The 19,830-nt window shown below is 73.0% G+C and carries 20 protein-coding genes; 11 read left to right on the top strand and 9 right to left on the bottom strand.

Going from position 1 to position 19,830, the window contains the following annotated elements; genetic code table 11:
• Positions 1–39: 39 nt before the first annotated feature.
• The 4 genes from R2E43_RS29960 (at position 40) to R2E43_RS29945 (ending at position 3,155) form a co-directional block, all read left to right on the top strand.
• Positions 40–432, top strand: coding sequence for a YidH family protein (locus R2E43_RS29960; protein WP_003977138.1), 393 nt, complete (start codon positions 40–42; stop codon positions 430–432).
• A 2-nt stretch (positions 433–434) separates the two neighbouring features.
• The gene (locus tag R2E43_RS29955) at positions 435–776 is read left to right on the top strand and encodes a DUF202 domain-containing protein (protein ID WP_011027919.1); all 342 of its coding nucleotides are present in this window, start codon (positions 435–437) and stop codon (positions 774–776) included.
• Between the two features lie 133 nt (positions 777–909).
• Entirely contained in the window at positions 910–1,935 is a 1,026-nt protein-coding gene (locus R2E43_RS29950) for a phosphotransferase family protein (protein WP_011027920.1), read from the top strand.
• 5 nt (positions 1,936–1,940) lie between these two features.
• On the top strand, positions 1,941–3,155 hold the full coding sequence (locus R2E43_RS29945) for an acyl-CoA dehydrogenase (protein WP_016325870.1): 1,215 nt from the start codon (positions 1,941–1,943) through the stop codon (positions 3,153–3,155).
• A gap of 10 nt (positions 3,156–3,165) precedes the next feature.
• On the opposite strand, the gene R2E43_RS29940 is transcribed toward R2E43_RS29945, so the two are convergent.
• Entirely contained in the window at positions 3,166–3,759 is a 594-nt protein-coding gene (locus tag R2E43_RS29940; RefSeq protein ID WP_030868049.1) for a TetR/AcrR family transcriptional regulator, read from the bottom strand.
• Between the two features lie 158 nt (positions 3,760–3,917).
• Positions 3,918–4,688 carry an SDR family oxidoreductase gene (locus tag R2E43_RS29935; protein ID WP_003977133.1) on the bottom strand — a complete coding sequence of 257 codons (771 nt, stop codon included), beginning with the start codon at positions 4,686–4,688 and terminating at the stop codon, positions 3,918–3,920.
• A gap of 183 nt (positions 4,689–4,871) precedes the next feature.
• On the opposite strand from R2E43_RS29935, the gene R2E43_RS29930 reads away from it, so the two are divergent.
• The gene (locus R2E43_RS29930; protein ID WP_332056722.1) at positions 4,872–6,137 is read left to right on the top strand and encodes an exo-beta-N-acetylmuramidase NamZ family protein; all 1,266 of its coding nucleotides are present in this window, start codon (positions 4,872–4,874) and stop codon (positions 6,135–6,137) included.
• Positions 6,138–6,153: 16 nt separating this feature from the next.
• On the opposite strand, the gene R2E43_RS29925 is transcribed toward R2E43_RS29930, so the two are convergent.
• A complete protein-coding gene (locus tag R2E43_RS29925) occupies positions 6,154–8,961 on the bottom strand; it encodes a penicillin acylase family protein (RefSeq protein ID WP_332056721.1) in 2,808 nt (935 codons plus the stop codon).
• 222 nt (positions 8,962–9,183) lie between these two features.
• Between R2E43_RS29925 and R2E43_RS29920 the strand changes: the two genes are divergently transcribed.
• Together R2E43_RS29920 and R2E43_RS29915 are read left to right on the top strand one after the other, a co-directional pair.
• Positions 9,184–9,786 (top strand): hypothetical protein, encoded by a 603-nt coding sequence (locus R2E43_RS29920; protein ID WP_003977130.1) that lies wholly within the window; start codon positions 9,184–9,186, stop codon positions 9,784–9,786.
• A gap of 99 nt (positions 9,787–9,885) precedes the next feature.
• Positions 9,886–10,623: a 3-keto-5-aminohexanoate cleavage protein gene (locus R2E43_RS29915; RefSeq protein ID WP_030868058.1), complete on the top strand. Its 738-nt coding sequence runs from the start codon at positions 9,886–9,888 to the stop codon at positions 10,621–10,623.
• Between the two features lie 509 nt (positions 10,624–11,132).
• Here the strand turns inward: R2E43_RS29915 and soxR are convergent.
• Positions 11,133–11,660, bottom strand: coding sequence for a redox-sensitive transcriptional activator SoxR (gene soxR / locus R2E43_RS29910; protein ID WP_003977128.1), 528 nt, complete (start codon positions 11,658–11,660; stop codon positions 11,133–11,135).
• A gap of 131 nt (positions 11,661–11,791) precedes the next feature.
• Between soxR and R2E43_RS29905 the strand changes: the two genes are divergently transcribed.
• A complete protein-coding gene (locus R2E43_RS29905) occupies positions 11,792–12,253 on the top strand; it encodes a MaoC family dehydratase (RefSeq protein ID WP_003977127.1) in 462 nt (153 codons plus the stop codon).
• Here the strand turns inward: R2E43_RS29905 and R2E43_RS29900 are convergent.
• The 3 genes from R2E43_RS29900 to R2E43_RS29890 form a co-directional block, all read right to left on the bottom strand.
• Positions 12,244–12,891 (bottom strand): TetR/AcrR family transcriptional regulator, encoded by a 648-nt coding sequence (locus R2E43_RS29900; RefSeq protein ID WP_003977126.1) that lies wholly within the window; start codon positions 12,889–12,891, stop codon positions 12,244–12,246. The two genes, R2E43_RS29905 and R2E43_RS29900, sit on opposite strands and share 10 nt — an antisense overlap.
• A 60-nt stretch (positions 12,892–12,951) precedes the next feature.
• Positions 12,952–13,266, bottom strand: a complete 315-nt coding sequence (locus R2E43_RS29895; RefSeq protein WP_003977125.1) for a YiaA/YiaB family inner membrane protein — start codon at positions 13,264–13,266, stop codon at positions 12,952–12,954.
• Positions 13,267–13,341: 75 nt separating this feature from the next.
• Complete coding sequence (locus tag R2E43_RS29890; RefSeq protein WP_136207473.1) at positions 13,342–14,493, bottom strand: acyl-CoA dehydrogenase family protein; 1,152 nt, start codon at positions 14,491–14,493, stop codon at positions 13,342–13,344.
• A gap of 89 nt (positions 14,494–14,582) precedes the next feature.
• Here R2E43_RS29890 and R2E43_RS29885 point away from each other — a divergent pair, with 89 nt between their 5' ends.
• The 3 genes from R2E43_RS29885 (at position 14,583) to R2E43_RS29875 (ending at position 17,050) form a co-directional block, all read left to right on the top strand.
• On the top strand, positions 14,583–15,224 hold the full coding sequence (locus tag R2E43_RS29885; RefSeq protein WP_003977123.1) for a TetR/AcrR family transcriptional regulator: 642 nt from the start codon (positions 14,583–14,585) through the stop codon (positions 15,222–15,224).
• 63 nt (positions 15,225–15,287) lie between these two features.
• Positions 15,288–16,001, top strand: a complete 714-nt coding sequence (locus R2E43_RS29880; protein WP_016325875.1) for an ArsR/SmtB family transcription factor — start codon at positions 15,288–15,290, stop codon at positions 15,999–16,001.
• A 74-nt stretch (positions 16,002–16,075) separates the two neighbouring features.
• The gene (locus R2E43_RS29875; RefSeq protein WP_011027928.1) at positions 16,076–17,050 is read left to right on the top strand and encodes a DMT family transporter; all 975 of its coding nucleotides are present in this window, start codon (positions 16,076–16,078) and stop codon (positions 17,048–17,050) included.
• A 247-nt stretch (positions 17,051–17,297) separates the two neighbouring features.
• On the opposite strand, the gene R2E43_RS29870 is transcribed toward R2E43_RS29875, so the two are convergent.
• Both R2E43_RS29870 and R2E43_RS29865 read right to left on the bottom strand, forming a co-directional pair.
• The gene (locus R2E43_RS29870; RefSeq protein WP_011027929.1) at positions 17,298–18,395 is read right to left on the bottom strand and encodes a Zn-dependent alcohol dehydrogenase; all 1,098 of its coding nucleotides are present in this window, start codon (positions 18,393–18,395) and stop codon (positions 17,298–17,300) included.
• A gap of 23 nt (positions 18,396–18,418) precedes the next feature.
• Complete coding sequence (locus tag R2E43_RS29865; protein WP_121709605.1) at positions 18,419–19,807, bottom strand: aldehyde dehydrogenase family protein; 1,389 nt, start codon at positions 19,805–19,807, stop codon at positions 18,419–18,421.
• Positions 19,808–19,830 lie beyond the last annotated feature (23 nt).

Genomic DNA, 19,830 nt, shown 5'->3' with positions numbered 1-19,830 from the left:
CCGCAGGCACCCGCGGCGGGTGCCGGATATGGTCCCCGAATGATCGGATTCGTGCGGAGCATTCGGCTGTGGTTCGTGCCTGCGGAGGTGCGGCGGGAGGGAACCACCCCCGACTACCGGTTCTCGCTGGCCAACGAGCGTACGTTCCTGGCCTGGCTGCGTACCGCCCTCGCCCTGATCGGCGGCGGATTCGCGGTGGATCAGTTCCTGCCCGACCTGCGCTGGGGCTGGCGGGTCGGCCTCGCGCTCGCGCTGCTCGCCGCGGGCGTGCTGTGCTCGCTGCGCGCGGTGAACCACTGGGCGCGCTGCGAGCGCGCCATGCGCCGGGGCGAGGACCTCCCCGTCTCCCGCTTCCCGGCGCTGCTCAGCCTGGTCGTGGCCGTGGTCGCCGTCGTCATGGTCGTCGTGGTCCTCGTCGGCTGGGAGGTCTGAGCGTGAACGGGGCCGACGCGGCACCCGACGCGGCACCCCCGGACCGCGACCCCGGGCTCCAGCCCGAGCGCACCCGACTCGCCTGGCGCCGCACCACCCTGTCCGGCACGGTCGTCGCCGTGCTCGCCGCGAAGGCCGCGCTGCACGGCGGGGCCACACCCCTCTCGGTACTCGCCGTCTCCCTCTGCTGCGTCCTCTGGCTGGCCTTCCTCCTGATCGCCCACGGCCGCATCCGCACCCTCGCCTCGGCCAACAGACCCCCCGCCCTCCCCCCGCCGCACGCCGCCGCGGCGGCCCTGTGCACACTCGCCCTCGCCGTCTGCGGGGCGCTCCTCGTCCTGTGAAGGCATGCGGTCCGATGAGGTCCGTACCCGCCCTCCCCCGTAACACCGATCACGTTCCACCCACCCACTGGACGGCATACCGACCGGTCGGCATCATGTGTCGGGTACTGTTCACCTGTCCCAGGGAGAGCCGATGAGCCCCGACCACCCGCCCGGACTCGATCTCGACCGCTTGCGCGTCCTGCTCGACCGCGAGCGGCCCGGCCTGGTGACCGGCCCGCTGTCCGGCCGGCTGATCGAGGGCGGACGGTCGAACCTCACCTACGCCGTCACCGACGGCACCGCCCGCTGGGTGGTGCGACGCCCCCCGCTCGGCCACGTCCTGGCCACCGCGCACGACATGCGGCGCGAGCACCGCGTCATCAGCGCCCTGCACCCGACCGACGTGCCCGTGCCGCGCCCGGTACTGCTGTGCGAGGACGAGGAGGTGCTGGGAGCACCCTTCTACGTGATGGAGTTCGTGGACGGCACCCCGTACCGCACCTCCGAGCAGCTCGCCCCCCTCGGCCCCGAGCGCACCCGCGCCGCCGTGCTGAACCTCGTCGACACGCTGGTCGGACTGCACGCGGTGGACCCCGCCGAGGTGGGCCTCGCGGACTTCGGCCGCCCCGAGGGCTTCCTGGACCGCCAGCTCCGCCGCTGGGCCAAGCAGCTCGACGCCTCCCGCAACCGCGACCTGGCCGGCATCGACGAGCTGCACGCCACGCTCGGCCGGGAACTGCCCCGCTCCCCCGCCCCGACCGTCGTCCACGGCGACTACCGCCTCGACAACGTCCTGATCGGCGGCGAGGGCGACGAGATCCGGGCGATCCTGGACTGGGAGATGTCCACTCTCGGCGACCCGCTGACCGACCTGGGCCTGCTGGTGATGTACAGCAGCCCGCTCGGCATGCCCGACTCCCCCGTCTCCACCACCGCCCAGGCCCCCGGCCACCCCGCTCCCGCCGAGCTGGTCGAGCGGTACGCCGCCCGCTCGGGACGCGACGTCTCCACGGTCGCCTGGTACACCGCGTTCGCGTGGTTCAAGCTCGCCGTGATCCTGGAGGGCATCCACTACCGCTACACGCTGGGCCAGACGGTCGGCCGCGGCTTCGACCGCATCGGCGACCTCGTCCCCGTCTTCATCGAGCACGGCCTGACCACCCTTCAGAAGGGCTGACCCGCATGGACTTCGCGTACGACGCACACACCGAGGAACTCCGCGCCCGGCTGCTCGCCTTCATGGACGAGTACGTCTACCCGGCCGAGCAGGTCGCCCACGAGCAGCGCGCCCGCCTCGCCTCCCCCTGGGACACCCCGCAGGTCGTGGAGGACCTCAAGGCCGAGGCCCGCCGCCAGGGCCTGTGGAACCTGTTCCTGCCCGACGCCGAGCACGGCGCCGGCCTCACCAACCTCCAGTACGCCCCGCTCGCCGAGATCACCGGCCGCAGCCCGCAGCTGGCGCCGACGGCGACGAACTGCGCGGCGCCGGACACCGGGAACATGGAGGTGCTGGCCCAGTTCGCCGACGAGGCGCAGCGGAAGCAGTGGCTGGAGCCCCTGCTCGCCGGGGAGATCCGGTCCGCGTTCGCGATGACGGAGCCGGAGGTGGCCTCCTCCGACGCCACGAACATCACCACGCACATCGAACGCGACGGCGACGAGTACGTCGTCACGGGCCGCAAGTGGTACATCTCCGGGGCGATGAACCCGGACTGCAAGATCTTCATCGTGATGGGCAAGACGGACCCCGACGGCGAGGACATCCGCCGCCAGCAGTCGATGGTGCTGGTCCCGCGCGACACGCCCGGGGTGACGGTCGACCGGGCCATGCAGGTGTTCGGCTACGAGGACCACTACCACGGCGGCCACGCCGAGGTGACCTTCGACCACGCGCGCGTGCCGGTGTCGAACCTGATCGGCGAGGAGGGCGGCGGGTTCGCCATCGCCCAGGCCCGGCTCGGTCCCGGCCGGATCCACCACTGCATGCGGCTGATCGGCATGGCCGAGCGGGCGATCGAGCTGATGTGCCGCCGCGCGGTGTCCCGCGAAGCCTTCGGCAAGGCGCTGGCCCAGCAGGGCGTGGTCCACAACTGGATCGCGGACGCCCGGGTCACCGTCGAGCAGCTGCGGCTGCTGGTGCTGAAGACGGCCTGGCTGATGGACACGGTCGGCAACCGGGGCGCGCACACCGAGATCCAGGCCATCAAGATCGCCACGCCCCGCGCCGTGGTCGGCATCATCGACCGGGCGATCCAGCTGCACGGCGCGGGCGGCGTGAGTCAGGACTTCCCGCTGGCCGAGCTGTACGCGGGCGCCCGGACGCTGATGATCGCCGACGGTCCCGACGAGGTGCACCAGCGCTCGCTGGCCCGCAGGGAGCTCAAGAAGTACCGGTGAGGCGGGCGCCTCAGGGGCGCAGGGCGCGCAGCAGCAGGCCGGCGAGGTGGTCGGCGACCTCCTGCGGGCTGAGCGGCCCGTCGGGGCGGTACCAGGTGGACAGGTGGTGGATGGACCCGAAGTGGTAGTCCACCACCAGGTCGGCCGGAATCTCCTTGGTGAAGACGCCGGTCCGCTGCCCCTCCTCGATCAGCGCGCGGAAGCGCTCGTGGTAGCGCCGGCGCTCCGCGCGCACCTGTTTGTTCTTCTCCGGGCTGAGCTGGTGCATGGAGCGGAAGAAGATCGACGCGTCGTCGAGGTTCTCGATGGTCGTGACGACGACGTCGGCCGCCGCGTCCCGCACCCGCTTCTCGACCGGCTCGTCGGCGTCCGCGAAGGCGTCCAGGCGTTCCTGCTGGAGGCGCAGCACGCGCGCGTACACCTCGTGCAGAAGGTCGTCCTTGGAGCCGAAGTAGTGGTAGAGCGCGCCCTTGGTGACGCCCGCCGCCTCGACGATCTCCTGTACCGAGGTGCGGTCGTAGCCCTGCTCGGCGAAGAGCCGGGTGGCGGCGGCCAGGAGCCGCTGCGGCACCGGAGTGCCGTCCCCGTCCGTGGTCCTGGGCACTGCCGTCACCTGCCTTTCCGTTGCACGGTCCGTTCCGTGCGTTCCGTGTCCGTCCTGATGCCTGTGGGAACGCGGTTCCCGACGGAGGATCTTCCCACTTGCCGTCCCCGGCGCGTCGGGCAGGGCGGCCCGGGCCGGGGCGTGCGCCCCGGCGGGGGTCACCGGGCGGTCGTCTCCTCCCACTGCCGCTGGAGCCGGTTCATGCCGTGCAGCCAGCGGTCGGGGTCGGCCGCCCGGGCCTGGTAGTACCCGGCCACCTCGGGGTGCGGCAGGATGAGGAAGCGGTCCTCCTCGATGCCCTGGAACAGGGCGTCCGCGACGTCCGCCGGTTCGATCGCGGTGGGCCGCAGCACCAGGTCGCCCGCGCTGCCGCTGGCGGCCAGCATGTCGGTGCGCACCCCTTGCGGACAGATGGCGTGCACCTTGATCCCGCGATGGCGGTAGGTCAGGGACAGCCACTCGGCGAAGGCGTACGCGCCGTGCTTGGTGACGCTGTAGGGGGCGGCCCCGATCATGGTGAGCAGCCCGGCGGCCGACACGGTGGAGACGAAGCGGCCGCTGCCGCGCTCCAGCCAGTCGGGGAGCAGCTCGTGGGCCGCCCGCACGTGGGCCATGACGTTGACGTCCCAGGCGAGCGCCCAGACGGCCTCCCCCGCGGCCTGCGAACCCTCGGACCCGACGCCCGCGTTGGCGCAGTACACGTCGACCGTGCCGCCCAGCGCCGCACGCGCCTCGGCGACGATCGCCGAGGCGTCGCCGGGGACCGCGATGCCGCCGATCTCGTCGGCGACGTCCTTCGCCCGGGCCGCGTCCAGGTCGTTGACGACGACCCTGGCTCCCTCGGCGGCGAAGCGGCGGGCCAGCGCGGCCCCGATGCCGCCTCCCGCCCCGGTGACGACGACTCCGGCATCCTGGACGGCTTCCACCATCGGTCTCCTTCGGCACGACTCGGGCACTGCTCGGGCACTGCTCGCCCCCTGTTGCAGCGCCAGACTAACCAGTCGGTATGTCGTACGGAAGAGGCGAACCGCGGTCTACTCCATTCCCCGCGCCGGGGAGTGCGGGTTAGCGTGCGTGCGCATGACACCCGCCGCGATCACGGAGGTCACCGCATGACGCTGTCCAGACGGAACCTGCTCGCCACGACGGCCGCGGTGGCGGCCAGCACCACCGCTGCCACGGCGGCGGGCACGGCCCACGCGGCACCCGCGGGCCACGGAGGCGCCGGCCGCCGGCTGCGCACCGGCTTCGAGCGCCTCGCCGACGACGGCTACGCCCGGCTCGACGGACAGAAGGTCGGCGTCGTCACCAACCCGACCGGCATCACCCGGGACGTGCGCCACATCGTCGACGTCATGCACGCCGACGACCGGGTGAACCTGACCGCCGTCTTCGGCCCCGAGCACGGCTTCCGCGGTACGGCGCAGGCGGGCGGCTCCGAGGGCCGCTACGACGACCCCGCCACCGGGCTGCCGGTCTACGACACGTACCTGAAGAGCGGGCAGCCGCTCGCTGACGTGTTCACGGCGTCCGGCGTGGACACCGTCGTCTTCGACATCCAGGACGTGGGCGCGCGCTTCTACACGTACATCTGGACGCTGTTCGACTGCATGGAGGCGGCCGGGCTCGCGGGGAAGCGGTTCGTGGTCCTGGACCGCCCGAACCCGGTGACCGGACGGGAGGCCCTCGGCCCGGTCCTGCACAAGGAGTTCGCGACCTTCGTCGGGCGGCAGCCGATCGCGCAGGCGCACGGCATGACGGTCGCCGAGCTGGCGCTGCTCTTCAACGGCGAGTTCCTGCCGTCGCCGGTGCCGCTGGAGACGGTGACGATGACGGGCTGGAAGCGGTCGGAGTTCTACGACGCCTACGGGCTGCCCTGGGTGCCGCCGAGCCCGAACATGCCCACGCCGGAGTGCGCGCTGGTGTACTCGGGGACCTGCCTGTTCGAGGGCACGAACCTCTCCGAAGGGCGCGGCACCACCCGCCCGTTCGAACTGCTGGGCGCCGAGGGCATCGACGGAGGCTGGGCCGCCGCCGCGAACGACGTCGGCCTGCCGGGAGTGCGCTTCAGGGAGGCGTACTTCGCGCCCACCTTCTCCAAGTTCCAGGGGAAGACCGTCGGCGGTGTGCAGCTCCACGTGCACGACCGGGCCGCGTTCGACCCGGTGCGCACCGGAATCGCCCTCCTGGTGACCGCCAGGCAGGCCTGGGACGGCTTCGCCTGGCGGTCGGACAACTGGATCGACAAGCTCACCGGGTCCACCCGGGTACGCACGATGATCGACGCGGGCGCGGACACCGACGAGGTGGTGCACGGCTGGGAGAGGGAACTGGCGGCGTTCAGAAGGACCCGCCGCCAGTACCTGCTCTACCGGTGACCGCCGGACCGGCCGGTCACCGGTGGGAGGTGAACTCCACGACCTGCTGGTAGGTCGGCCGGTTCTGCCAGCTGATGCCGCCGTGCTTGATGCCTCCTAGGGTGCGGTGGATCACCGAGTCGGCGCACCACTGGTCCCCCGCCGAGCAGTTGTCGTCGCCGGGATAGACCTGGGCGGCCGTGCGGCCCGCCGCCTCCTTCAGGGTGGAGACCAGGGAGTCCCGGCAGGCGGCGAGGTCGCCGCCGCCGCAGTACGGACGCGCCAGCGGACCCTTGACGGACTCACCGAGCACGGATCGGATGTCCTTGTCGACATAGCTCCACCAGCCGTACTGGAAGGCGCTGCCGGCGTGGGCGCCGGTCGGGCCGTGGGCGGCGGACGGGGACTCGTCGACGGGCAGGTTGCGGGTGAGGGCGGTGTACAGGTCGGTGCCCAGCCCGGGTTCGAACTCGGCCTTCACCAGCAGCGGCCACCAGGCGTCCAGGGTGCGGATCGCGTCGGCGTGGGCGTACTTCTTCGAGCCCGCCGAGGTCTCCGCGCGCAGGCCGCCCGCGGACAGCCACGCCTTCAGCCCGGCCACGGCCGTCTTCGCCGCCGGGTCGGTCACCGGCGCGGACTCGACCACCTTCAGCAGGTCGGGCAGGACGTCCTCGGCCCGCAGGTCGGCGAGGGCCGCTTCGGCCATGGCCTTCACCAGCGCGGTGCGCGTGACGCCGCCGCCCTCGACCAGCTTCTTCACCCGGTCGTCGAGCAGGTTGCCGCGGTGCACGGAGCCGTTGCCCCAGGAGGCGGCCGGGTAGTCCCTGGCCTGCTTGTTGTTCCAGGAGATGTAGTAGTCCTGGTCGACCGACTGCGGGTGGGCGGACGCGCCGGTGTACCGGGCGGTGTTGTCGGCCGGGTCCCAGCCCTGCCACTCGTACGCGGACCGGGCCCAGACCGGGAACTCGGCGTCGACGCCGTCGGCCCGCACCGGGTTGTCGCCGCTGTTGTAGTACGCGGTGTGCTCGGAGTCGGCGTAGAACCAGTTGAAGGTGTAGTTGATGTGCTGGACGGCGCCCTGGAAGCGCTCGGGGCTGTTGAGGTAGTCCGGGTCGTTCAGCATCTGGAAGCCGATGATGGAGTCGGCCTCGTGGAGGTAGGAGGAGCGCAGGGTGGTGTAGGCGACCTTCTTGCCGCCGACCGTGGCCCGGGACTCGACCGGTCCGTACTTGGTGCGCCAGACGCGCATCGTGTAGGAGCCGGCCGCGGTGGAGTCGGCGACGGTGGGCTTCCAGGCGTTGTGCCGCTCGACCTTCTCCATGGGCGTGCAGGTGCCGCGGTAGAGGTAGTGGTAGTCGTCCTGGCACAGCTCGACCGCGTAGGTGTCGATGATGTCCTGGCCGGAGGTGGTCGCGCTCCAGGCGTAGTCCTGGCCGCGGCCGAGTTCGACGTACATGCTCAGGCCCGCGAAGGAGGCGCCGCGGGCGCTGATGCCGGGGCCCTGGATCTCCTGGAGCATGAGCAGTTGCGGCGCGAAGTAGCCGGTCTGGGGTCCGAAGACGGCGACCGGGTGGCCGCTCGCGGTGTGCTCGCCGCTGACGACCAGGGCGTTGGACATGCCGCGCCGCGCCGAGGTCACCGCCGCTTCCGCGGACTTGGCGGAGGCACCGGTCGCGCCCGCCGCCCCGGCACTGCCCGTACGGTCGTACACCAGCGGTTCCGGCTCGACCGACCCGGCGTCGGGCAGGGCGAGGCCCTGCGGGTCGTCCGGGGTGGGCAGGTAGGGGAAACTGCCGTCCTGCTGGGTGAGGACGGCCTCGGGGTCGTTGCGCTGGCGGAAGGACTCCCAGACCTCGGTGCCCTCGGCGACGCCGTACTTCTCCTGGGCGGCGAGGAGGGAGAGCGCGTTGTTGACCTCGCCGCCGCCGCCCGCGCCGAAGAGGGAGCCGATGACGGAGGCCAGCGCGATCAGGTCGGAGCGCTTGAAGTGCTCGATGGTGCCGGCGTTGGTGATGGCGTCCTTGTGGCCGGTCAGGACGTACTCGCCGGGGAAGTAGCGGCCCTTGTCGGAGGCGTCGATGTAGGCGTTGACACCGGCGACGTAGGCGTCCACGTCGGCCAGGGCCAGCTCGCCGCGTTCCCCGGCCTTGGCGGCGGCGCTCTCGATCTGCGCCTCCAGGTCCGCCTCGGTGTAGGGGGCACTGCGCCAGAACTGCTGCTCCAGGCCCTGGTTGGCGGGGGCGCCGCCGGCGAACGGGGTCAACTGGCCGCGTCCGACGTGCCGGAAGAGGTCCATGAGCCAGAGCCGGTCCTGAGCGGCCGCGTAGCCGGCGCCGAACTCGGTGCCGTAGCGGGTGGTGCCGGTGATGTGCGGCACGCCGGTCTTCTTGTCGCGGACGATGGTGACGTCGTCGCGTCCGGCGGGGCGGACGGTGGAGGCGGCCTGGCCGTCCGGGACGCCGAAGGAGGCGTCGTTGAAGAAGGTGTTGATCTTGTCGTTGGTGAGGCCGGAGTAGCCGGTGGCGAGGTTCGCGTAGGGGCCCAGCTGGTCCTCGGCGTGCGCGGGCTGGGTGCCGAAGGCCTGGTTGAGGAGGATCTGGGCGAGGGTGGCGTCGCCGTTCTGGCCGGGCGGCAGGATGTCGGAACACTGGCCGCCGCAGTGGTCGTTGGGGGCCGCTTCGGCGGCCGTGACCTCGGCGGTCGCGTTCCCGGCGGCCATCGCCGGGGAAAGCGGTGACAAAAGTCCGGCAACGAGGGCGCATACGGATGCGGTCTTCAGGAACCCGTGGAAGCCGCGGGGAGTTCTCAGTCTGTCGAGGGCGTTGCGTGGGGTGCGCCGTGGCATGGCAGCTCCTCCCGACGGGGGTGTGGCGGGACGTTACCGCCGGTATCCCCGAGTGGGAAGGTGAACATGCGTCACTTTTTGGGAGCGGGTGGATCGGCTTATGGGGGGCATCGGAAATCGGATGGAGCCGAATCGGTTGTCGATACGTCTATTCGGCGACGTCCGTACGGCGACGCCGAAGTGACCCGAGTACAGGTGAAGGTGTGACGGAGGTGCAGGGCGATGGCCGGTTTCCGAAGTCTGGCGAGACAGGTCCGCGATCCACGGTGCGACCTGGCGCTGCGGCGCTATTCGCTGCGCAAGTGCCTTGAGCGATTCGCCCCTTATGGGCACAGGGCGACCTGGGACCATCTCTGCTCCCGGGCCGGGTTCGGTCCCGAGGACCGCTCCCCCGACCCAGCGCGGCTCGTGGCCGCACTGGAGGAGCTGGAGGAGGCGCGTTCGGTGTGGCTGGCCTACGAGGTCGCCTTCGCCGAGCGGCGCAGGAAGGAGAAGCACGACGGGCTGCGCAGGCCGGGCAGCGTGGACGACTGGCACCGGCTGACCTGGGGCGGGTTCGGAGTGGCCTGGTGCGACGACCCCCGGGTCCATCCCGACGGACCGCTGGCGGAGGTGCTGCGCCGGCTGATCTCCGCGCTGGAGCGTGAGCCGGGCGCCGTGTGCCCGGTGTGCGACGGGGACCGCCTCGTCTGGAAGTACGACCTGGACCACGAACCCTCGACGGGCCCCGTCTGCTCGGACTGCGGCATCCTGGTGCCGCGGCCCGTCCTCACCCCCGACGCGCGCGCGGACGCCCGGCGGGGACGGCTGCTGATGTCGGCGTAGCCGACCGAGGGGGTGTGTGCCGGGGATGCCGCACCCCCGGTGGCCGGTACGGCACCGGGTCCGGCGGGCGCTGTCGGTGGCGCCCGGCACCATGGGGGAATGGTGCAGCTGTGTGTGAACGGGGCGCGGACGAGCGCCGACGGTGCCGTGGTGCCGCTGTCGCCGGAGGCGGTCGCCGACTCGGTGGCCGAAGCGGTCGCCGCCGGAGCCACCGACGTCCACGTCCACCCGAAGACACCGTGCGGGCGGGACACGCTGTCGCCGCGCGTGCTCGCGGCGACGCTGGAGGCGATCAGGGCGCGGGTCCCGGCGTCGGTGCCGGTCGGCGTCACGACGGGCGCCTGGGCCGAGCCCGGTCCGGCGGCCCGGGTCGCGCGGATCCGGAGCTGGACGGCGCTGCCCGACCACGCCTCGGTCAACTGGCACGAGCCGGGCGCCGAGGAGGTCGCCGCCGCGCTGATCGAACGCGGGGTCGCGGTGGAGGCGGGCATCTGGTCCGGCACGGAGGGGGCGGCCCTGTTCCGGCGCTCACCGCTCGGGCCGAGGGTCCTGCGGGTGCTGGCGGAGGTGACGGACCCCGACCCGGCGGCCGCGCGGGACTCCGCGCACGCCCTGCTGGCCCGCCTCGGCACGGCCCACGGCCGCCCCGTCCTGCTGCACGGCGAGGAGGGCGGCGCCTGGCCGGTGCTGCGCCTGGCGGGCCGGCTGGGCCTGGCGACCCGGATCGGCCTGGAGGACACCCTGCGCCTGCCGGACGGCGGCCGGGCCGCCTCCAACGCCGAGCTGGTGACCGCGGGGACGAGGGAGTGGGCCGCGGCCCGCCGAGGCCACGACTGACGACCCAGCCAGGGTCACCACACGACCAGCCGCCCCAGCACGGCACCTCCGGTCCCCGGGCACGACTCGACCGCGGCCGCACTTGCCGGTAAAGCCGCAGCGCCCCCGGGGCCACGACTGACGACCCAGCCAGGGCCACCGCACGGCCAGCCGCCCCAGCACGGCACCTCCGGACCCCGGACGCAGCTCGGCACCCAGCCGCACTTGCCGGTAAAGCCGCAGCGCCCCCGGGGCCACGACTGACGACCCAGCCAGGGCCACCGCACGGCCAGCCGCCCCAGCACGGCACCTCCGGACCCCGGACGCAGCTCGGCACCCAGCCGCACTTGCCGGTAAAGCCGCAGCGCCCCGGGGCCACGACTGACGACCCAGCCAGGGCCACCGCACGGCCAGCCGCCCCAGCACGGCACCTCCGGACCCCGGGCACGGCTCGACCGCGGCCGCACTTGCCGGTGAAGCCGCAGCGCCCCGGGGCCACGACTGACGACCGGGCCAGGGTCACCGCGCGGTCAGTCGCCGCAGCACGGCACTTCCGGTTCCCGGGCGCGGCTCGGCGCCCGGCCGCCCCTGGCGGTGGAGCCGCGGCGCTCCACGAGCAGGCGGGAGCCCGCACTGCGTTCGCCGAAGGCGTCGTCGGGGTTGGACAGGACGCAGGTTTCCAGGGACAGGCAGCCGCAGCCGATGCAGTCGGTGAGGTGGTCGCGCAGCCGGTTGAGCTGTTTGATGCGCTCGTCCAGCTCGGAGCGCCAGGACTCGGAGAGCCGGGCCCAGTCGTCCTCGGTGGGCGTGCGCCCCTCCGGCAGTTCGGCGAGCGCCTCGCGGATCGTGGCCAGCGGGATGCCGACCCGCTGCGCCGCACGGACGAAGGCGACCCGGCGCAGCGCGTCACGGGCGAAGCGCCGCTGGTTGCCCGAGGTGCGACGACTGGTGATCAGACCCTTGGACTCGTAGAAGTGCAAGGCGGAGACCGCGGCGCCGCTGCGGTCGGCGAGCTGGCCGACCGTGAGCTCTTGGATCTTCTCTGGAATCTGAGGCACCCCTCGAACCCTACCGACCCGATCGCCCGCGCGGACCGGTCCGGTCCGTTGACAGGCGCGCCACGGGCAGACCATGCTAAGCAGTCGCTTAGAAACGAGCGCACCGGGTGAGCGAGCAGAGAGGCCGGAACATGGCAGAGCCGAGGATCTTCGCGTCCGCCGACGAGGTGAAGGCGGCGGTGGGCGAGCAGTTGGGGTACACCGACTGGCTGGAGGTCGACCAGAAGCGGATCGACCTGTTCGCCGAGGCGACCGGCGACCACCAGTGGATCCACGTGGACCCGGAGAGGGCGGCCGCGGGCCCGTTCGGCGGCACCATCGCGCACGGCTATCTGACCCTGTCGCTGCTCCCGCTCTTCGGACCGCAGCTGATCCGGGTCGACGGCGTGAAGATGGGCGTCAACTACGGCACCAACAAGGTCCGCTTCCCCTCCCCCGTCCCGGTCGGCTCGCGGCTGCGCGCCACGGCGGTCATCACCGGCGTCGAGGACGTCAAGGGAGGGATCCAGGTGAGCGTCGCCTTCACCGTGGAGCGCGAGGGCGGCGACAAGCCGGTGTGCGTCGCCGAGTCGGTTTCGCGCTACTACCTCTGAGCCGTCGCCCCGGACGGTTCGGCACCCACCATGCGCAGCACGAGGTCGGCGTAGAGCGCGCCGACCTCGTCGGGCGTGCGGGGGCCGTTCACGTTGAACCAGCGGGCCACGTCGATGCAGAGGGAGAGCACGGCCAGCGTGGTGCCCTTGACGTCCGGCACGTCGAACTCGCCCGCGGCCACGCCGTCGTCGATGATGCCGCGGACCGCGGCGTCGCACTGCCGGCGGAGCGTGAGGATCTCCTCCCGGGCCTCGGGACCGAGGGCGTCCAGCTCGTACTGCACGACCCGCGCGGTCGTACGCCGCCCGGCGTGCCAGCGGACGAAGGAGCTCACGGCGTCGGCGAGCCGTTCGGCCGCACTGCCCTCGCCCTGGGCCGCGGAGCGCAGGATGGCCACCGCCCGGGTGTGGCCGATGCGGCTGATCCGGTGGAGCAGCTCTTCCTTGGTCTTGTAGTGGATGTAGAGCGCGGCCGGGCTCATGCCGGCCCGTCCGGCGATGTCGCGGGTCGTGGTCGCGTGGTACCCGCGTTCGGCGAACGCCTCCACGGCGGCCACCAGGAGCCGCCGGGCCGCGTCGGGCGTGACCTCTTCCCACGGCTCGATGTCGCCGCCCGTCGTCTCGGCCGCCGTACTCATCGCTTGTTCGCCCCTCTCGGTGACAGGAGCACCACCATACCGCCGAAGGTGAGCGGTTGCTTAGGGGCGCTGGCCCGCAGGGGTGCCGCCCGGCTTCTGGAAGGGGTCGTGCTCGACGAGGATCCTGTCGAGGCGCGCCTGGTCGACCCGGCTGACTATCTGGCCGACCTCCTGGCGGTCCCGGATGATCTTGGCGAGGGTGAAGGCCGAGGTGACGAGGTACAGGACGGCGATCGCGAGGAAGGCGCGCACCCAGGCGTCGGCCTGGAGCTGGTAGATGCCGATGGCGGTGGCGGCCATGGCCACCGCGAACGAGGCGACGGCCTGCCCGTAGAAGGCCGCCGTGTTCTGCTGCTTGACCGGTGTGTCGCTCATGGGGACAAGAGTCGGCGGACGTGGCCCGCGCCACATCCGCCGTCGTACTCAGTTCGCGTACTCAGACCCCGGTGGTCAGAAGGCCGAAACCCCGGTCAGCGCACGCCCGATGACCAGCTTCTGGATCTGACTGGTGCCCTCGTAGAGCGTCATCACGCGGGCGTCGCGCAGCAGCTTGCCGGCCGGGTACTCGTCGATGTAGCCGTAGCCGCCGAAGACCTGGAGGGCGTTGTTGGCGGCGCGCACGGCGGCCTCCGAGGCGAAGAGCTTGGCCTTGGAGGACTCGACGGCGAAGGGCTGCCCGCGGTCGATCAGGTCGGCGACCCGCCAGGTCAGCAGCCGGGCCGCGTCCACGTCGAGGGCGATGTCGCTGATCAGTTCCTGCACGAGCTGGTGGTGGGCGATGGTCTTGCCGAACTGCTCCCGCTCGCCCGCGTACCGCACGGCCGCGTCCAGCGCGGCCTGGGCTATGCCGACGCAGCCGGCGGCCACCGACATCCGCCCCTTGGCGAGGGCCGACATGGCCACCGAGAATCCCTTGCCCTCCGGCGCGAGCATCGCGGAGGCGGGCACGCGGACGTCCTCCAGGACCAGTTCGGCGGTGGCCTGGCCGCGCAGCCCGAGCTTGCCGTGGATGGTGCGCCGGGTCAGACCGGGGGTGTCGGTGGGCACGAGGAAGGCGGAGACGCCCTGGTGGCCGGGGGCGTCGGTGGAGCGGGCGAAGAGCAGGACGACGTCGGCCCAGGTGCCGTTGGTGATGAACATCTTGGTGCCGTTGACGACGTAGTCGTCGCCGTCCCGGACCGCGCGGGTGGTGAGGTTCCCGGCGTCCGACCCCGTACCGGGCTCGGTGAGGCCGAAACAGCCGACGTACTCGCCGGAGGTGAGCCCCGGCAGCCAGCGCCGCTTCTGCTCCTCGTCGCCCCAGGCGGCGATGGTCTTGGCGACCAGGCCGAGGGAGACCGAGACGATCCCGCGCACGGAGCTGTCGCCGCGCCCCAGCTCCTCCGTGACCAGGCAGTACGCGAGGTGGTCGCCGCCGCTGCCGCCGTACTGCTCGTCGATCGTGAGGCCGAGGAAGCCGACCTCGCCGAGCTTCTTCACCAGGGAGCGGTCCACCTCCTCGGCGCGGTCCCACTCGACGACATGGGGGGCGATCTCCCGCTCCACGAAGTCCCGGGCGAGCTGCCGTACGGCGGTCTGCTCGTCGCTGAGCTCCAGGTTCATGCCGAGTCACCCCACAGGAAAGAAATCTTGAAAGCCGTACATTTAAATTAGCACTGCTAGTTTCGGCTCGCAGCCCTACTATGTGCGCCATGGCCCGACCGCGCAAGCCCCTGCTCAGCACCGACCGGATCGTCGAGACGGCCCGCGCGCTGGTGGACGCGGAGGGCCTCGCGGCCGTCTCCACCCGCCGGCTGGCCGCGGAACTGGGGGTCAGCGGACCCTCGCTCTACAACCACTTCCGCACCAAGGACGAGATCCTCGAGGCCGTCGCCGACTCGGTCAGCGCGCAGGTGGACCTGTCGATGTTCGAGGACGGCCGGGAGTGGCGGACCGCGCTGCACGACTGGGCCGTCTCCTACCGGACGGCGCTGCGCGACCACCCCAACATCGTGCCGGTGCTGGCCCACGGCCCCGGCCGCCGCCCGGCCGCGCTGCACCTCGCGGACGCCGTCTACGGCGCCATGGTCCGGGCGGGCTGGCCCGCGGCCCAGGCGACCTCCATCGGCGCGCTGATGCGCTACTTCGTCATGGGCTCGGCGCTCGGTTCCTTCGCCGGCGGCTTCGTGGACGACGCCGGCGCCTACGATCCCGCCGACTATCCGCACCTCCAGCAGGCCCACCTCCTGGCCGAGCAGCAGGAGAAGATCGACGAGCGCGCCTTCGAGACCGGTCTGACGGCACTCCTGGACGGGCTGGCGCAGCAGTACGCGCAGGTGGCGCAGGGCGTCTGAGGGCGCCGGGGGCTCCCCGACACTTCGGCGCCCGCCGAACGGTGCGTGGCGCATCCTGGACGCATGACCGAGAAGGACGCCGGGGCTCCCGGCCTCGCACGACTGGCCGGGCTGCTCGCCGACGAGACGCGCGCCGCCTGCCTGCTGGCCCTGCTGGACGGGCGGGCGTGGACCGCCGGTGAGCTGGCCCGGCACGCCGGGGTCGCCGCGTCGACGCTCAGCGAGCACCTGGGCAAGCTGGTCGCGGGCGGGCTGCTCGCCGAGGAACGGCAGGGGCGGCACCGCTACGTGCGGATGGCCGACGACCGGGTGGCACAGCTCGTGGAGGACCTGGCGGCGCAGGTCGCGCCCGAAGCCGCCGCCCGGCGTCCGCGCACCCTGCGGGCGTCGAGCGCCGGTTCGGCGATGGCCCGGGGGCGCACCTGCTACGACCATCTCGCCGGACGGCTCGGCATCGCGGTCACCGACGCGCTGACCGGACGCGGGCTGCTGCGCCAGGACACCGGCTTCGCACTCACGGACGCGGGGCTCGGCTGGTTCGACTCCGCCGGGATCCCGCTGCGGCCGACCGGGCGCCGGCCACTGGCCCGGGCCTGCCTCGACTGGACGGAACGCCGTCCCCATCTCGCGGGCGTGGCGGGCGCCGCCCTGTGCCGGCACGCCCTGGACACCGGCTGGTGCGTGCGCATCGGCTCGGAGCGGGCGGTGAGGGTGACACCGGCGGGCGAGGACGCGCTGTCCCAGCTGCTCGACATCGACCCGGCGGCGCTGCGCTGAGTGCCGCCCCCGGCACGGCTCACCGTCCGGAATCCGCCAGCACGCACCCGTTCTCGCCACCTAGCCTCTGGAGCATGATGACCACCGCCCGCACGTCCCCTCCCGCCCCCTGGCACCGTCGTCCCGACCTGCTCGCGGCCGGCGCGGCCACCGTCACCGTCGTGCTGTGGGCATCCGCCTTCGTCTCCATCCGCAGCGCGGGCGAGGCGTACTCGCCGGGCGCGCTGGCGCTCGGCCGGCTGCTGTCGGGCGTCCTGACGCTCGGGGCGATCTGGCTGCTGCGCCGGGAGGGGCTGCCGCCGCGCGCGGCCTGGCGGGGGATCGCGATATCGGGGCTGCTGTGGTTCGGGTTCTACATGGTCGTCCTGAACTGGGGCGAGCAGCAGGTGGACGCCGGCACGGCCGCCCTCGTGGTCAACGTCGGCCCGATCCTCATCGCGCTGCTCGGTGCGCGGCTGCTGGGCGACGCGCTGCCGCCACGGCTGCTGACGGGGATGGCGGTGTCGTTCGCCGGTGCGGTGACCGTGGGCCTGTCCATGTCCGGCGAGGGCGGTTCCTCGCTGTTCGGGGTGGTGCTGTGCCTGCTGGCCGCGGTGGCGTACGCGGGCGGGGTGGTGGCCCAGAAGCCCGCGCTGGCGCACGCGAGCGCCCTTCAGGTGACGACGTTCGGGTGCCTGGTCGGGGCGGTGCTCTGCCTGCCGTTCGCCGGGCAGCTGGTGCACGAGGCGGCCGGCGCGCCGGTCTCCGCCACGCTCAACATGGTCTACCTGGGCGTGTTCCCGACCGCCCTGGCGTTCACGACGTGGGCCTACGCCCTGGCCCGTACGACCGCCGGCCGCATGGGTGCGACCACGTACGCCGTGCCCGCGCTGGTCGTGCTGATGTCGTGGCTGGCACTGGGCGAGGTCCCGGGGCTGCTCACCCTGGCGGGCGGAGCGCTGTGCCTGGCGGGCGTGGCCGTGTCCCGCTCGCGCAGGCGCCCGGCCGCGGTCCCCGACCGGGCCGCGCCCACGGCGGAGCCACGGCGCGAGGACGCGGGGCGGGCCTAGGGGGCCTAGGGGTCTCGTGGGGGTGTCGTCACCATTGCCGTCGTCCGCCCGGAGGGCGGGCTCGGCGGCGTCAGGTGTGTGCTCCCAGGTTCCTCCCCCCGGCCGGAGGCCGGGGGTGCCGGGCGTCGACCGGCGTGCTGGTCGTACGTGGTCGGCGCCCGGTGGGGCGCGTGGGGGTACCTCCCGCGCCCTTGAGGCAGGCGGCGTCCACGGCCTCGCCGGGCCGAGGGGAACTCGACGCCAGGGCCTAGAACACCACCAGTGCTCGCCCGCCCTTGCCCGCCAGCATGTTGTCGAAGGCCGCCGGGATGCCGTCCAGGGCGATGCGTTCCGTGACCAGGGCGCCGAGGTCGAGGCGGCCGGCGCGGACGTGTTCGGCGAGGACCGGGAGGTCGCGGGCGGGGTCGGCGTTGCCGTAGACGCAGCCGGACAGGGTGCGGCCCCAGTGGAAGATCTCCAGGGCGTTGAAGGTGACCTGCTGGTCCTTGCCGCCGATGCCGACGACCGTGGTGCGGCCGCCGCGCCGGGTGGACTCCCAGGCGGTGCGGATGGTGACCGCGCGGCCCACGCACTCCACGGCGACGTCGACGCCCTGCTTGCCGGTGAGGGCGCGGATCTCGCGGGCGGTGGTGTCGGAGGCCAGGAGGTAGTCGGTGGCGCCCGCGGCGCGGGCCAGTTCCTCCTTCTCGGGGGACACGTCGACCGCCACGATCTTCGACGCGCCCGCGATCCGGGCCGCCTGGAGGGTGGCCAGGCCCACTCCCCCGACGCCGAAGACCGCGACCGTCTCGCCCTCGCGGACCCGCGCCGAGTGGTGGACGGCGCCGTAGCCGGTGAGGACGGCGCAGCCGAGCAGCGCCGCCTCGGTGAGGGGGATGCCCTCGGGGGCGGGCAGGACGCAGGACGCGGCGACCACCGTCTCCTCGGCGAACGCGGCGACGTTCAGGCCGGGGTGCAGGTCGGTGCCGTCGTCGGCGCGGCGGGCGTGCACGTCGGCGGCGCCGGCGAGCGCGTGGGCGCACAGCCACACCTCGCCGAGCGAGCAGGCGTGGCAGGCGCCGCAGGAGGGGGCCCAGTTGAGGACGACCTCGTCGCCGGGCGCGACGTGGGTGACGCCCTCGCCGACGGCGACGACGGTGCCGGCGCCCTCGTGGCCGAGGACGGCGGGCAGCGGCACCCGCATGGTGCCGTTGGACAGGGAAAGGTCGGAGTGGCAGACCCCGGCGGCGGCGAGCCGCACCCGGACCCGGCCGGGGCCGGGCTCGGGCAGCTCGATGCCGGTGACCTCCAGCGGGGCCCCCGGGGCGGGTACGACGGCGGCACGGACTGCGGTACGGACGGCCATGACGTGGACGGCTCCCCTGCGGGCTAGAACTGGAGGGACTTGGTCTGGAGGTACTCGGTGAGGCCGTGGGCGCCCAGTTCGCGGCCCACGCCCGACTGCTTGTAGCCGCCGAAGGGCGCCAGCGGGTTGAACCGGCCGCCGTTGATGTCGACCTGCCCGGTGTCCATCCGGCGGGCGAAGGCGACCGCGTCGGCCTCGTCCCCGGCCCACACGGCGCCGGCGAGGCCGTAGACCGTGCCGTTGGCGATCCGGAGGGCGTCGTCCTCGTCCTCGTAGCGGAGGATGGACAGGACGGGGCCGAAGATCTCCTCCTGGGCGATCGTCATCTCCTCGGTGACGTCCGCGAAGACCGTCGGGCTGACGAAGTACCCCTGCTCGCGCGGGGCTTCGGGGCCGCCCGCGACGAGGCGCGCGCCCTCGGCGACGCCCTTCCCGATGTAACCGCGCACCCGCTCCCGCTGCTCGGCGTTGACGACGGGGCCGATCCGGTCGCCGTACTTCGCGGCGGCCTCGGCGGCGAGCGACACCGCCTCGTCGTACTGGTCGCGGTGGACCAGCATCCGGGTCCAGGCGCTGCACGTCTGACCGGAGTTGGACATGACGTTGGCGACGCCGACGTTGACCGCCTTGGCCAGGTCGGCGCTCGGAAGGATGACGTTGGCGGACTTGCCGCCGAGTTCGAGGGCGACCCGCTTGACGGCGGCGCCCGCGGTGGCGCCGATCCGGCGGCCGACGGCGGTGGAGCCGGTGAAGGACACCAGGTCGACACCCGGGTGCTCGACGAGGGCCTGTCCGGCGACCGGGCCGAGTCCGGTGACCAGGTTGAAGACGCCCGCGGGGATCCCGGCCTCGTGCACCGCCTCGGCGAAGAGCTGCGCGACGAGCGGGGTGTCCTCGGCGGGCTTGAGCACCATCGTGCAGCCGGCCGCGAGCGCCGGGGCGGCCTTGGCGACGATCTGGTGGAGCGGGTAGTTCCAGGGGGTGATGGCGCCGACCACGCCGACCGGCTCGTGGTGGACCACGGAGTTGCCGACCTTCTCCTCGAAGGCGTGCGTCGCCGCCAGTTCGGCGTAGGAACCGGCGACCGCGATCGGGGCGCCCGCGTGCACGGCCTGCGAGAACTTCAGCGGGGAGCCCAGCTCGGCGGTGACCGTCTCGGCGATCTCGTCCTTGCGGGCCACCAGGACGTCCCGCAGCGCGGCCAGGCGTGCGGCCCGCTCGGCGGGCGGGGTGGCGGCCCAGCCCGGCAGGGCGGCGCGGGCGGCCCGTACGGCGGTGTCGACGTCCAGGGCGCTGCCCGCGGGGACCTTGCCGATCACCTGCTCGTCGACCGGGTTCACGACGTCGATCGTGTCCCGGCCGTCGGCGGGGCGCCAGGCTCCGTCGATGTACATGCCGTCGTGTGCCTTCATCGGGTTCCTTCCGGGCGGGCGTC

It is taken from the genome of Streptomyces violaceoruber, assembly GCF_033406955.1.
Lineage (GTDB): Bacteria > Actinomycetota > Actinomycetes > Streptomycetales > Streptomycetaceae > Streptomyces > Streptomyces violaceoruber.
This window is presented reverse-complemented; position numbering and strand designations above follow the sequence as displayed.

Coding starts and splice junctions, on each gene's coding strand:
- R2E43_RS29925 (WP_332056721.1), bottom strand. CDS start 8,961: ATGCCACGGCGCACCCCACGCAACGCCCTCGACAGACTGAGAACTCCC.
- R2E43_RS29885 (WP_003977123.1), top strand. CDS start 14,583: ATGGCCCGACCGCGCAAGCCCCTGCTCAGCACCGACCGGATCGTCGAG.
- R2E43_RS29945 (WP_016325870.1), top strand. CDS start 1,941: ATGGACTTCGCGTACGACGCACACACCGAGGAACTCCGCGCCCGGCTG.
- R2E43_RS29865 (WP_121709605.1), bottom strand. CDS start 19,807: ATGAAGGCACACGACGGCATGTACATCGACGGAGCCTGGCGCCCCGCC.
- R2E43_RS29930 (WP_332056722.1), top strand. CDS start 4,872: ATGACGCTGTCCAGACGGAACCTGCTCGCCACGACGGCCGCGGTGGCG.
- R2E43_RS29875 (WP_011027928.1), top strand. CDS start 16,076: ATGATGACCACCGCCCGCACGTCCCCTCCCGCCCCCTGGCACCGTCGT.
- R2E43_RS29895 (WP_003977125.1), bottom strand. CDS start 13,266: ATGAGCGACACACCGGTCAAGCAGCAGAACACGGCGGCCTTCTACGGG.
- R2E43_RS29870 (WP_011027929.1), bottom strand. CDS start 18,395: ATGGCCGTCCGTACCGCAGTCCGTGCCGCCGTCGTACCCGCCCCGGGG.
- R2E43_RS29915 (WP_030868058.1), top strand. CDS start 9,886: ATGGTGCAGCTGTGTGTGAACGGGGCGCGGACGAGCGCCGACGGTGCC.
- R2E43_RS29900 (WP_003977126.1), bottom strand. CDS start 12,891: ATGAGTACGGCGGCCGAGACGACGGGCGGCGACATCGAGCCGTGGGAA.
- R2E43_RS29950 (WP_011027920.1), top strand. CDS start 910: ATGAGCCCCGACCACCCGCCCGGACTCGATCTCGACCGCTTGCGCGTC.
- R2E43_RS29905 (WP_003977127.1), top strand. CDS start 11,792: ATGGCAGAGCCGAGGATCTTCGCGTCCGCCGACGAGGTGAAGGCGGCG.
- R2E43_RS29920 (WP_003977130.1), top strand. CDS start 9,184: ATGGCCGGTTTCCGAAGTCTGGCGAGACAGGTCCGCGATCCACGGTGC.
- R2E43_RS29935 (WP_003977133.1), bottom strand. CDS start 4,688: ATGGTGGAAGCCGTCCAGGATGCCGGAGTCGTCGTCACCGGGGCGGGA.
- R2E43_RS29890 (WP_136207473.1), bottom strand. CDS start 14,493: ATGAACCTGGAGCTCAGCGACGAGCAGACCGCCGTACGGCAGCTCGCC.
- R2E43_RS29880 (WP_016325875.1), top strand. CDS start 15,288: ATGACCGAGAAGGACGCCGGGGCTCCCGGCCTCGCACGACTGGCCGGG.
- R2E43_RS29960 (WP_003977138.1), top strand. CDS start 40: ATGATCGGATTCGTGCGGAGCATTCGGCTGTGGTTCGTGCCTGCGGAG.